8 protein-coding genes are annotated in these 12,755 nt (G+C 53.9%); 5 read left to right on the top strand and 3 right to left on the bottom strand.

The features are described 5' to 3' along the window. Nucleotides 1-241 precede the first annotated feature (241 nt). A complete protein-coding gene (locus ACFWP0_RS13290) occupies nt 242-1,576 on the bottom strand; it encodes a deoxyguanosinetriphosphate triphosphohydrolase (RefSeq protein WP_377842608.1) in 1,335 nt (444 codons plus the stop codon). 544 nt (nt 1,577-2,120) lie between these two features. Here ACFWP0_RS13290 and ACFWP0_RS13285 point away from each other — a divergent pair. The 3 genes from ACFWP0_RS13285 to dgt all read left to right on the top strand — a co-directional run bounded on the left by ACFWP0_RS13285 (nt 2,121) and on the right by dgt (nt 8,471). Continuing rightward, complete coding sequence (locus ACFWP0_RS13285; protein ID WP_377842606.1) at nt 2,121-5,519, top strand: TM0106 family RecB-like putative nuclease; 3,399 nt, start codon at nt 2,121-2,123, stop codon at nt 5,517-5,519. 333 nt (nt 5,520-5,852) lie between these two features. Continuing rightward, nucleotides 5,853-6,845 carry a DUF6896 domain-containing protein gene (locus ACFWP0_RS13280; RefSeq protein WP_377842605.1) on the top strand — a complete coding sequence of 331 codons (993 nt, stop codon included), beginning with the start codon at nt 5,853-5,855 and terminating at the stop codon, nt 6,843-6,845. A 171-nt stretch (nt 6,846-7,016) separates the two neighbouring features. Then, the gene (gene dgt / locus ACFWP0_RS13275) at nt 7,017-8,471 is read left to right on the top strand and encodes a dGTPase (RefSeq protein WP_377842603.1); all 1,455 of its coding nucleotides are present in this window, start codon (nt 7,017-7,019) and stop codon (nt 8,469-8,471) included. Nucleotides 8,472-9,652: 1,181 nt separating this feature from the next. Here the strand turns inward: dgt and ACFWP0_RS13270 are convergent. Together ACFWP0_RS13270 and ACFWP0_RS13265 are read right to left on the bottom strand one after the other, a co-directional pair. Beyond that, nucleotides 9,653-10,405 carry an IclR family transcriptional regulator gene (locus ACFWP0_RS13270; RefSeq protein WP_377842791.1) on the bottom strand — a complete coding sequence of 251 codons (753 nt, stop codon included), beginning with the start codon at nt 10,403-10,405 and terminating at the stop codon, nt 9,653-9,655. Nucleotides 10,406-10,443: 38 nt separating this feature from the next. Beyond that, nucleotides 10,444-11,076 carry a flavin reductase family protein gene (locus ACFWP0_RS13265; RefSeq protein WP_377842602.1) on the bottom strand — a complete coding sequence of 211 codons (633 nt, stop codon included), beginning with the start codon at nt 11,074-11,076 and terminating at the stop codon, nt 10,444-10,446. A gap of 248 nt (nt 11,077-11,324) precedes the next feature. Here ACFWP0_RS13265 and ACFWP0_RS13260 point away from each other — a divergent pair, with 248 nt between their 5' ends. Together ACFWP0_RS13260 and ACFWP0_RS13255 are read left to right on the top strand one after the other, a co-directional pair. Continuing rightward, entirely contained in the window at nt 11,325-12,293 is a 969-nt protein-coding gene (locus tag ACFWP0_RS13260) for a Bug family tripartite tricarboxylate transporter substrate binding protein (RefSeq protein ID WP_377842600.1), read from the top strand. 80 nt (nt 12,294-12,373) lie between these two features. Continuing rightward, nucleotides 12,374-12,754 carry a RidA family protein gene (locus ACFWP0_RS13255; RefSeq protein WP_377842599.1) on the top strand — a complete coding sequence of 127 codons (381 nt, stop codon included), beginning with the start codon at nt 12,374-12,376 and terminating at the stop codon, nt 12,752-12,754. The last annotated feature ends 1 nt before the right edge of the window (nt 12,755 follow it).

The following is a 12,755-nucleotide window of genomic DNA, read 5'->3' as shown; positions in this document are numbered from 1 at the left end:
AGCCTCCTCCCTCAGCAACGCCCATACCTGTCGCTCTTCAAAATAATCAGCGAGCCGCACCCTATCGACTTCTTCATCCAAAGCCAAGCCTGAACAGTCGAGACCATATCGACCAAAAAACAAAATTACAACAGAGAGTTCCAAAATGGAGTATGGACGTCGCTGCCAAGTATAAATTTCAGCCTGCAACTATTCCGCCCACCCATTGCGAAATTGCAGTCTAATGCCTTGTTTTATTAGCTCATGGAAGCGAAATTCCGCGCACTCGTTGGTAAAGTTCGACTGCAAACGAATCAGTCATACCTGAAACAAAATCCGTGGCGAGAAGAGTTCGCTCGTAATAAGTTAGCTCTGTAAAATCACGGTTAATTTCTGGCATCAAGCCGAGAAGAGTACGAGCCTTAGCTTGCCCTTTTTCAAGATTGTTCGCCTTGATATCAATCGCATTGCAAAACGACTCTAGCAATCCTGCTATAACCTCAAAACCACAAGCCTCAATCTCAACAACGGGCCTCGCGGTGTACACCTTAAGTTTGGCAAGGTCTTTAAACGCTGAAAACTCTCTGCTCAATGGAATGCAAGCGGTGAGCTCTTTGTCAAAGGTTCCGTCCAACAAGCCGTTGTAATTTTCTTTAAAGGCTTGTACTACAGCCTCGACCATTGCATTCACCGTTAGCGCACGAAAAAATTCAACGCGGCGACCCAAATCTTCAATCTGCCGACCATACTCCCAACGCTTCTCGGGCAGCCAAGGACGATATAACTCGGCGATTTCATCAAAAGACAAGCATCCCGCTTTGTAGCCATCCTCAACATCCATTACGTGATAGCAAATATCGTCAGCCGCTTCCACCAGAAACGCTAAAGGGTGGCGATGCCAAGCGTCGGTGGCTCCAGGCTTGCGAACCAAACCCAATTCGTCGGCTAATTCCCGGAAAAGCTCTGATTCACTCTGCATAAAACCAAACTTCTTCGCGCTTATGCCGGTCTTCTGTACGTCCTCCACGGCGGACGCTCGGGGGTACTTCGCGAATGCCCCAAGTGTTGCGCAAGTAAGCTCCAGCCCTACTCTCTTAGGTACGTATAGCTGTTTGCACAATGTTCGAAAACCCTGAGCATTTCCTTCGAACTTTATTAAATCGCGACGCTCCGTTTCACTCAGCTCGGTGACAATATCGCTGGTCTCGAACCACTCTTGTATCGCTGACTCGCCGGCGTGACCGAAAGGGGGGTTACCAATATCGTGCGCAAGACAAGCAGTCGCAACAATTATCCCCAGATCGTAAGGATTAACTACATTTTTTAGCGCAGGGTCTATTTGCACGATCGCGTCAGCAGCAAGCATGCCAAGTGAGCGTCCTACGCTTGCGACTTCTAGGCTATGAGTCAGTCGCGTCCTAACATAATCGCTCTTGGCCAGCGGAAATACTTGCGTTTTGTCCTGCATTCGACGAAAAGCAGAACTGAATATTATTCGGTCGTAGTCGCGAGTGAACTCCGTCCTTAATGGGAGCGCATTGTCGCCATTAGCAGGACGTCCGAGACGTTTAGTTGATAGCAGTCGTACCCAATCCATCTTCAATCCCTCCTCTGAGTTTTATTCCAGGATTTTCCAGAGCTGATATTTCGAACAGCAGTCCACGGGCAATTAGTGGATTGTTTTGCGTCTGAAAGTCAGTTTATGGCAATCAAAATCGGCGACTTCAGGTCGACCTCGCAGGTGAACCACGTCATGCGCCCCCCATGCGTTTGGCTTCATCGCAATGAATTGGGTTCAGTCCGAGTGGTACTAGCGCCCTCCCTGGAGCACCCTTCCCCTGTATTTATTCATCTCTCCAACCACTAAACCTGAGGATGGGATATATTTAGCACCAATAGATACATATGGCAAAGAGAATCAGATCATCCGACAACTCGGACTTGCTGGTGACGGAAGGGAGTTTTGCTTCGGCTCAAGCTCTCGCCTGCACATCGAGTGGTTGATGGCTGCTTAGTCGACAACGCGGTCTCGTAAACCCGTATCTCGCTGAATAAAAGTTGGGCGGCGGGGAGGTTGCGCATGGAAGGCTCAGGGCAGCATCCACGCTACCGTAACACAGAAGTTACAAACAGGAGGCGTCATGCAGAACCGAGGCTCAAGTCGGCTTTACTCGGCGACTGATCTGGTCAATTTTCTCGAGTGCGAACACGTTACGTCGCTCGATCTGCTCAATCTGCATTGCCCGCTACCGCAAGCCGATGTGGACGAGTCGATTCAACTCATTCAGCAGAAGGGCTATGACCATGAAGATGCGTACGTTCGGCACTTGCGTGACCAAGGCTTGACCGTGGTCGACATCGCTGAGGGCAATGAGAGTCTTGACGCGAAAGTGACCGCCACCCTCCAGGCAATGAGCGCCGGCGTCGACGTAGTCTTTCAAGCGACATTGCTGCAGAACAACCTGGCGGGCTTTGCGGATTTTCTCATCAAGGTCGAGAGGCCTTCTTCCCTAGGCAATTACAGCTACGAGGTTTCGGACACGAAGCTCTCGCGCAAGTCTAAGGCAAAGTTCTTGGTGCAGATGTCGTTCTATTCAAAGCTGCTGACTGAAGTGCAAGGGGTCGCCCCAGTTTCGATGCACGTTATCCTCGGGGACCGGTCACGTAAAAGCTACCGGTGTGCGGACTATGCTCACTACTTCGAGGCGTTGCTGGCGCGATTCTTGTCTCGCATGGAGGAAGAAGGCAAGACCACCTATCCAGAGCCCTGTAGCTACTGCGATCTTTGCCGCTGGAATCATCTGTGCAAACAGCAATGGCTGGATGACGATCACCTCAGTCAGGTCGCCAACATCTCACGCGGCCAGATACTTAAGCTTAATGGTGCCGGCATAAACACAATGGCTAAGCTGGCTGCGCTGTCTCCAGAGGCCGGGGGGAACAAGCTCCAAGCCGGCACGCTGAAAAGACTGCGGCATCAGGCGTTTCTGCAGGTCGAGGCCCGACGCACGGGCAAACGCATTGTCGAGTTGCTACCGCAAGAACCAGGCCGAGGTCTCCTTCGAATGCCCGAGCCGAACGTCGGGGATATGTTCTTCGACATGGAGGGAGATCCGCTTGAGGAAGGCGGCCTGGAGTATCTGTTTGGCCTGTACTTCTTTGACGATAATCAGTGGAGGTTTAAGGGCTTCTGGGCCCATAGCCGTCCAGAGGAGCGCGTCGCCTTCGAGGAGTTCGTCGACTTCGTTGTGGCCCGCCTCAAAACATATGCAGGGGCTCACGTCTACCACTATGCGAAATACGAGGAGACCGCGCTAAAGAAGCTGATGACGCTGCACGCCACGCGCGAGGCCGAGGTAGACAACTGGCTACGCCGCGGAGTGCTCGTCGACCTCTACCAAGTGGTACGCGAAGGCATCATGGTGTCGGAGCCGCGGTACTCGATTAAAAACATCGAACACTTCTATCTGGAGGCGCGCGAAGGCGATGTCACCAGTGCTGGTGCAAGCATCGTCTGGTACGAGAGGTGGAAGGAGACCGGGGAACAGTCGCTCTTGGACTCCATTCAGATGTACAACGAGGACGATGTGCGCTCGACGCAGGAACTGCGCGACTGGTTACTGACGCTGCGCCCGCAGGGTATGCCGTGGACCCAACCAAATGCCGGAGCAAACAAGGTGAGCGCTGAAACCTCGTCTAGCCAACCGCTCACCGATGCCGAGGCCCGCCTGGTTCCATACCGCCGAGCATTGGTCGAGCCGCTGCCGCAAGACCGCCTAGCCTGGACCGCAGAGGACTTCTCCCAGGAGTTGACCTACCAGCTCCTAGACTTTCACCGCCGCGCAGACAAACCAGCTTATTGGGCAATGTTCCAACGCATGGACATGACCGAAGACGAGCTTCTGGAGGATCCGGAGTGCCTGGCTGGGCTGGAGTGCGATCCGCAGTCGCCGCCAACGGCAGTGAAAAGGTCCACGCTGTACACGTACAAGTATCCAGCGCAGGAAACAAAGCTCCGCAGCGGTAGCAACATCACGCGGACTGACACCGGTGAATCCCTAGGCGAATTGGACATGGATGGCGAGGCGCGTCGTATTCGTTTTAAGGTTGGTCCTTCCAAAGAACCACCGCCCGCGCGGCTCGCTTTGGGGCCAGGTGGCCCGGTGTCTAGCAAGGTCATACAAGAGGCGTTATTCCGTTTTTCTGACACAGTGATCGACGGCACCCACTTGTACCCCGCTCTTGAAAGCTTGCTGCGTCGGGAAGTTCCTCGCATTGCTGGCAAGGATGCCGACGCCCCCATGATTACCGGTAAGGCCACAATCGAGGCCTGCACTGCGGTGGTGAAGGGCATGCAGAACAGCTACCTCTTCATCCAGGGCCCCCCTGGCGCCGGCAAGACGTACACCGGTTCTCACGTCATTGTCGAGCTGCTCGCCGCCGGCAAGAGGGTAGGCATCACATCCAATTCTCATCGGCCTATTAATCACTTGCTCGAAAAGGTCGCCGAGGTAGCGAAGATGCGAGGGCTGCGATTCAAGGGCGTTAAAAAGTCGGGCAAGGGGGACGAAACGGAATACCCTGGGGAGGGCATCGAGAACATCTATGACAACGACGAGGTGTTCTCCTGTGGTGCCCAGTTGGTAGCAGGGACGGCATGGCTATTTTCTAGGCCTGATGCTAATCAATACCTCGACTACCTGTTCATCGATGAGGCCGGCCAGGTATCGCTCGCCAATCTGATCGCCGTGGGCACCAGCGCCCACAACCTCGTCTTGCTAGGAGACCAGATGCAGCTTTCCCAGCCCACGCAAGGAGTCCATCCGGGACGCTCGGGCGACTCATCCCTCGAGTACTTGCTAGAAGGCTCGGCCACGATTGAGCCAAATCGCGGCATCTTCCTGGAGACAACCTGGAGGATGCATCCTGACGTCTGCACCTTCATCTCAGAAGCAGTCTACGACTCTCGACTACAACCCGAACCCAAGAACCAGAATCGGGTTCTCGTTCTGCGGGACGACGCGGCGCCGATTCTTAAGCCTGCCGGGATCGTATTCGCGTCAGTGGACCATGAGGGATGCTCACAGCAGAGCATTGAGGAGGCTGAACTCATCAGCCGGCTATACGAGGATCTTCTGCGCCAGAGTTACACCAAAAACGATGGCTGCATTCACCCAATGGCGCCAGAGAACATACTCGTCGTGGCTCCCTACAACATGCAGGTTAACCTGCTACGGACCACGCTTCCTGCTGGTGCTCGAGTTGGAACTGTCGACAAGTTCCAAGGACAGGAAGCCGAAGTCATTCTCATCTCAATGACCACTTCAAGCGAGGCCGAGTTACCCCGTTTCATGGAGTTCTTGTTTAGCAAGAACCGTCTCAACGTGGCGGTGTCCCGGGCAAAGTCCTTGGCGATACTCGTGGCCAACCCTGCCTTGATGGCTATCAAATGCTCTACACCGGAACAGATGAGCCTTGTAAACACTCTCTGTTGGATTGCGTCGGTTGGCTGTTCGCCGCAACGGCAACTGTCCGACTAAATATATACCAACTTGTCCGTCAAGCGTTGAGGCCTAATTGGAGAGATATGGCGGGGACGTTATGAGGCTCGTTGAGACCTAGAGTAGCGATTATTCACAATGAAGCACAGAGATCGAACAATTTACGACCTCCCATTGAACGTAAGCGCTGCAAAAAATCTTGCAGTTGCCGAAATCAATAGAAGAATAATAATGGGCGTCTATTCAAGATTATTGACCCAAAGAACTAACTGACGCTGTAAATCGGTTAAGAAAACCGCGAGCGGCTCGTGCAACCAAGTGCAATAACAATTGCAGTCTATTCTAAGAAGGTTGAAAGGAGTAGCATCAGCCGTGAACCAGAAAATAGCTGAACTGATTCTTGATTATCAGACGAAGGTCCACGAAGCTCTAGTACTAATGCAGCGATCCGGCATCCGCATGCCTAACTCAAGCCTACGGTGGATTGAAGCCGATATTCCCCAAAAAGGGCTACTGGATGGTGGTATCGAATACCTGAAGCATGGAGCTGGTTGTACGGTTTATTTCCCTGATGGAAAGGTCGATTTTGACTTCGGATTTCATGGAGAAGCTAACGGATTCGACGCTTGGCGACTGTACATCTACGCCAGGGATAACTCATGTTCATACGGCTTCGAAAGCTACGAGGATCTCGTCGAACACTTGGAAGCAGAAGTCTCTGAAGGGCATTTGGTTTGCTCAGACGACTCACTGTTGTACGTTGCGAATCTTGCGCGTGCATTGGCTGTTGACATTGATTGCAGGTTGCCAGGTGACTCGCTTCCTGCCCGCAATTTGGACATCGTGATGGTACTTCACAGCCATTACTTTCAAGCTGCGGAATTAATGCTAGAAAATCACGACAATCTGTACCGAAAATGGAAAATAAATAATAAATTAGGCCACCGAAAGATCATCGATCTGCGAATCTATATGTCTTCCTGGCTAGGATTTCTTGCTGTGACTTGTGAAGGTTTCGAAAATATCGGAATGCGCCTCCTCCTACAGAATAGTCGCCCAGCGGCCTTTCGGGATTTGATTCAGAGGACCGATGCCATAGGAAAACTGGTTAAACGGCACCGCACTCCACTTCGGGAGTACCGAAACAAAACGTTCCATCTCCGAGAAAACCCGGAGGCAATTCGAAAATTCTTCGCTCCTGACGCCGGCAGAGTTCTATGGGCCCGAGAGTTGCACGACGCGTTCACGGTTTTTTTCGCGGCCTATCGCCTAAAGTGCGAAACACATTACGCGCTCAACGGACGTCTTGGGGAACTGCGCGTCACGCGAGAACCTCCTCAAAGTTACTCATTAAATATAAAATAACGACCCAGCAAAGGCCCAGAGCTTTGCGGGATCGGTTCACCCTCCCCGGCAGAAATAACGCTATCAGCCTACAGCCCAGCAGGCTATACACTGCAAAATCGCAGGCTGATAGCTTCATTGTCAAATTTTCATCGCTATATAGCCCTATCTACCATCAAACAAGAAATCCCAATGCCCGTTGAAAAGCAATATTCCAAAATTCTCAGTACAACTAGACTTCGTGAAAGCGAGGTGTCTGGCCGTACGATAGTAACTGAATCAGAAAGCGACAGAGGGAGGGTACTTTTCTCTCCTGCGTTTCGTCGATTGCAGCAAAAGGCACAAGTATTCTCAATGGAACCGAATGCCGCCGTCCGGAGCCGGCTGACACACTCACTGGAGGTTTCACAGCTTGGCCGATTTATCGGCGACGAAATATGTGCGCGTCTGAAGGGCAGGCTAGAACCCGACCAAATGGTTTCGTACGTTAACTTTATCGAAACCGCTTGTTTATTTCACGACATCGGAAACCCTCCGTTCGGACATTTTGGTGAAGCTGCCATCCAGAAGTGGTTTCGCGACAATGGCAATGATTGCATTCAAAAAGCAACATCCCACCCCAACGTGGAAGAAGTAGAACATTATCTTGCCGACTTTTATGAATTCGACGGAAACCCTCAAGGATTTCGAGTCGTTACACGCCTGCAATGGAACTCCGATGAGTACGGCCTGAACCTAACAAAAACCACCTTGGCATCATTTCTTAAATATATTCGATGTGCAGGTGAAAAGGAGAATGGATTATTCACCAGCAAAGCCGGATATTTCTCAACTGAAAGTTCAATCGTCGAATCAATCAGGGAAGAGTTTGGTTTTACCGCGCCACAGCGCTTTCCACTGGCGTATGTAATGGAGGCAGCTGATGATATAGCCTACTGCATTAGTGACCTGGAAGACTCGGTAGAAAAGAGGCTCGTGGAAAAATCTTCTGCTATTAAAGAAATAGAAAAATACTTCACTAGCAACAACCTGCCCGAAACCGACCCTATCAAGCAAAAAATAACAGAGGCACTCGAGGCAGTAAAAAACGGACAAAGAGCTGATGGCAAGCGGTTCACCTATACTGACTTTAGAACAACATTGAACCGCACTTTGGTAACCTATGTGGCTAATAAATATGTCGAATTAGAAGCGGAAATTTTTAGCGGCACACTAGACTCACTTTTGCCACGCTCGGAATCACCTGGGGCAATCCTTGAAGCGCTGAAGCAATACTGCCGGAATCATGTTTATTGCCACGCCACGGTTCAACTCACCGAACTGGCAGGATATACAGCGATTCGCGGCCTATTAGATCTATACAAGCCACTCCTTACGATGTCGCGTGCCAGCTTCGCTAAGGCACTCGAAAATCACAAGAGGGATGCCCTAGGGACCTCAATAGTTATCGAATCAAAGCTCTTAAGCCTGTATCCAAAAAATTACATTAAAGTTTATAAACATCATCTAAGCAGCATTGCTGACAGGGACGACTCTGATTATCTAGAATGGAATGCAAGAGCACATCTGATAGTCGATTTTGTATCTGGAATGACCGATGATTTTGCTATGACAACCTATCAATCGCTAAGCGGCATGCGACTCTAGATTATGATTCACTCTTCTCATCCCTATTGGCATGTAAAATCCGTCGTGGAGCGGCGAGCAGACATCCAATATCTCACCTTCAGTTATTATAATTATCGGCCACAAACCGTGGAAGACAATCGAATTATTTGGGAACTTCCGGCATCCGAGTTTACTCAACCTAGAATTATTTCTGAGATTATCGCCAACACTCCGTTCGGCCACGAGCTAGCGCTACAATCCAACATGCGGCTAAACGAATCCGAAGAAAGACATTTATTCATGGTAGATATGTCTACCTCATCGCAAGCACATTTGGAAAAGCTTAGAGGCCTGGTTGGCGAGAGAGAATTCGAAAGTATCGCTTGGTTTAAAAGTGGAAGATCTTTCCATGGCTATGGCACTAATCTTCTAACAACGCAAGAATGGGTACGCTTCATGGGGTTATTATTGCTTGCTAACAAGCCGAAGATGGAGCCAACCGTTGACCCCAGGTGGATCGGACATAGGCTGATTGCGGGATACTCATCATTAAGGTGGACAAAAAACTCGGATTACTACATTTTGCCCCCATCACTGGTTAAGCCCCCTGTTACTTAATCCATTTCCACATTATTTCCAAGCCAAGTCATAATGGTCAATCTTCATTTTTACCAGGGTGATAAGAAGTCTTAGTTAACCCGATCCAATAGACCCTAGCTCACAGACATGAGCCACGCCAGCGGCATGTGCGGAAGGAGGTGGATTCAGCCGACCGACCATCGATCGATACTCGCTCGGACGTGCTCGAGGTTGCGAGCAGGCGCGTATTTAGCACTGCGAGTACGATTGACGCGTTCGATGAACGCGTGAGGATTTAGCTTACGCTCGATGCAGTGGTCGAAATGCCTTTTACGGTATACCTCTCGGCAAGTGCCTCGAAAATCATCTCGGGTCGTTATATTCGAGCGTATTGCGTCGCGCGGCCCATTCAGCGCTAAATTGACTCACCTTGCTCGGCATTATTGGGTTCGACGCCGTGGCCGACGAGGTCGGCTGCCATGCCCCAACTGCTCGATTTGCCTGAAGTTGTAGATCACCTTCCGGAACGTCTTACTGCGCGCTATTAATGACGCTCTTTAAGAGGCCACGAGCGGCAACTTCGGCAAAGGCTGACCTAGAACGCATAAATTCTGACTGCCCCTGAATCGGAGGGCCGCTCACTATCCGCCGCGCCCCTCCACCCTCCCCCACCTCCCCGCAATCCCCCCCGCCGCCGCCTTCATCCTCTCCACCACCATCCCAAATCTCTCCACCCCCAACCTCTCCGCCATCGCCGTCACCGTAATCGCCCCCAGCGCCTCCCCTTTCTCCGTCAACACCGGCACCGCCACCGCACTAGTCCCCGGCATCAACCCCATCGCCGCATACGCAATCCCCTCCCTCCGCGCCACCTCCACCCTCCCAATCACATCCTCCACTCTTTCCCCCATCACCTCCAACCTCGCCGCATTCCCCCTAACCAACTCCACACTCTCCTCCACACCCAAACTCGCCAACAACGCCACCCCCGACACCCCAACGCCCAACGGCCGTCTAACCCCCACCTCAATCGACAGCACCTGTATCGGATGCCTGCCCGTGCGCCGTCCAATACATATCGAATCGTGCCCATGTCGAATACTCAAAAACACCGTATCCCCCACCTGATCGGCCAGCTCGCTCATATATGGATCCGCCAGCGTCAGCAGCGGAAACCGCCGCGTCCTGGCCAGCCCCAGCAAACTGATCTCTTGCCCGATCAAATACCTTCTCGTCTCTGAATCCTGTTCAACCGCGCCCTCTTGCACCAAGGTCTTCAACAATCGATGCACGGTGGGCCGATTCAAGCCAGACATCCGTTCCAAATCCACCAGCCTTACCCCGCGCTCTTGTCCGCAGGCAATCAGCCGCAGCAGCGCCAAGGCCCTGCGCACGGTCTGTGCGCCGGATGCGCTTTTATCTTCTGGTTCGCTCACGCGGCCTCCAGTTTGATGACGGACTTGGGGGTTTGTTGAATACTGCGCTTGGTGACGATGGGGCCTAGCGATGCGTAGTTCGGCCCGCCGATGCGGCAGATGGGGCGCAGTAAGGCTGTATCGATCTTGCCGTCTTGCAGCAGTCCATCGCGGATATGAAACATCACCACTTCGCCCACGAAGAACTCCGCGCCGGTTTCTCCAAACGGCGTGACGCTATGAAAGCGGCATTCCAGGCTGATCGGTGCGGCGGCCAGGCGGGGCGTTGCGATGACTTCGCCGGGAAGCACGCTTAGGCCCAGCACGTCCACCTCGCTGATTTCCGGGGGATGTTCCTGTGCGCTGTCATGCAGCGGGTCCAGCAGTGTCTCGTCGCCGATATTCACGACGAAGTGGCCGTTAGCCATGATGTTTTCCGCCGTGTCCTTGCGTTTACCCGCCTTGCGGCCGATGTTCACGCCGATCATCGGGGGTTTGTTCGAGACGAAGGTGTAGCAGCTGAAGGGTGCCAGGTTGACGCCGCCCAGGACGTTGACGCTGCTGATCCAGGCAATGGGCCGGGGCACGACGATGCCGCTCATCAGGCGGTAGGTTTGTTCGGGGTTCAGGTCGCTTGCGGGAAAGTGCATGGTGGGGGTGTCTCCGTAGTCCGGATATTGAACATTCAACAATGAATAAATCCGCGCGCGCAATATGCGCCCAGGGTAATTCTGCGTAGAAATCGCCCCCGGCCCAACACCGCCCGCCCCCCGACCTTGCAAAAGAGTCCAACATCTGGAACTTTTTAAAAGATTCGCGTTGTCCCGCCGCGCGCAAATTCCTAGAGTGTCGTCAAACACAACAAACAAAACGTGATGACACGACCAGGAGACAAACCATGCATCGCAATGCGCTTCGCGCCTGCGCCTCGGTGGCGCTGACCGTTCTGACTTCGCTGGCGCACGCCGCCTGGCCCGAGAAGCCTGTGAAGATCGTTGTGCCCTACCCGCCGGGTGGCAATGTGGATGTGGCGGCGCGTTTGATTGCGCCGGGTTTGCAGGCGGCGTTTGGGCAGCCGTTCATTGTGGAGAACAAGCCGGGCGCGGGCGGAATGATTGCTGGCGAGCAGGTGGCGCGGTCGGAGCCGGATGGCTACACCTTGTTCATGGCGGCCAATGGTCCGCTGCTGTTTTCGCCGCTGATTTTCAAGCGCGAGGCCTACAAGTGGGATCGGGACTTTGCGCCGATCAGTTCGGTGTCGTACACGCCGTTGGTGTTGCAGGTGAAGCCGGGCTTACCTGCGAACACGTTGGCTGAGTTGCTGGACTTGGCGAAGAAGGATCCGGGCAAGCTGAACATGGCCTCTCCTGGCGCGGGAACGACGAATCATCTGGTGAGCGAGCTGCTGCAGTCGCTGACGGGCGCTCGCTGGACGACGGCGCAGTACAAGGGCAATGCCCCGGCCACGACGGATCTGTTGGGCGGGCAGGTGGACTTCAACTTCGATCAGATCTCGGTGGCGCTGCCTTACGTGAAGGACGGCCGGTTGCGCGCACTTGCCGTGACCACGGCCAAGCGCCTGCCGTCCATGCCCGATGTGCCCACGTTTGCAGAGGCCGGCGTGCAGGGCATGGAGGCGGCGACTTTCACCGGCTTGCTTGCCCCTAAGGGCACGCCGCCCGACATCCTGGCGCGGCTGAGCGAGGCGCTGGGCAAGATCCTGGCGCAGCCGGCGATCATTCAGCGTTTTGACGAGCTGGGCGCCGAGGCGCGCGGCAGTTCACCCGAGGAGTTCACGCGCTATCTGGCCGCGGAGGACGCGCGCTGGACGCCGATCATCAAGCGCGCCGGCATCACGGCCAACTAAATCAAGGCAACCCGCTCCGATCCCTCGCGGATCTTTGCGGGGCCGCCCTTCCCTCATATCGAACCGACACGGAACCCCCCATGAGCAGACGCAGCGTCTACGCCGAAGGCTTCAGCCACAAGAATCCCATTCCCGCCGCCTGCCGGATCGGCTCCATGCTGTATTCCGGCAGCATCCAGGGCACCGACCCGGCGACCGGCGCATACGGCGCGTCGTTGGAACGCCAGTGCGAGCTGATGTTCGACCATGTGCGGCGCATCGTGGAGGCGGGCGGCGGCTCGCTGGACCACATCGCCAAGATGACGGTCTGGATGCGCGACCGCAGCCAGCGCTCGGCGCTCAACACCGCGTGGCTGCAGGCGTTTCCGGATGCGGAGAACCGCCCGGCGCGCCACACCATGCAGGCCGACCTTGATGGCGACAAGCTCATCGAGTGCGATTTCGTGGCCGTGATCGGATAAG

The organism is Achromobacter sp. NPDC058515 (assembly GCF_042721735.1).
In the GTDB taxonomy this organism is placed as follows: domain Bacteria; phylum Pseudomonadota; class Gammaproteobacteria; order Burkholderiales; family Burkholderiaceae_B; genus Achromobacter.
This window is presented reverse-complemented; position numbering and strand designations above follow the sequence as displayed.

What these genes read in the sequence shown, in the direction of transcription:
- ACFWP0_RS13290 (WP_377842608.1), bottom strand. Translation starts at nt 1,576, where the DNA reads ATGGATTGGGTACGACTGCTATCAACTAAACGTCTCGGACGTCCTGCT.
- ACFWP0_RS13285 (WP_377842606.1), top strand. Translation starts at nt 2,121, where the DNA reads ATGCAGAACCGAGGCTCAAGTCGGCTTTACTCGGCGACTGATCTGGTC.
- dgt (WP_377842603.1), top strand. Translation starts at nt 7,017, where the DNA reads ATGCCCGTTGAAAAGCAATATTCCAAAATTCTCAGTACAACTAGACTT.
- ACFWP0_RS13265 (WP_377842602.1), bottom strand. Translation starts at nt 11,076, where the DNA reads ATGCACTTTCCCGCAAGCGACCTGAACCCCGAACAAACCTACCGCCTG.
- ACFWP0_RS13260 (WP_377842600.1), top strand. Translation starts at nt 11,325, where the DNA reads ATGCATCGCAATGCGCTTCGCGCCTGCGCCTCGGTGGCGCTGACCGTT.
- ACFWP0_RS13255 (WP_377842599.1), top strand. Translation starts at nt 12,374, where the DNA reads ATGAGCAGACGCAGCGTCTACGCCGAAGGCTTCAGCCACAAGAATCCC.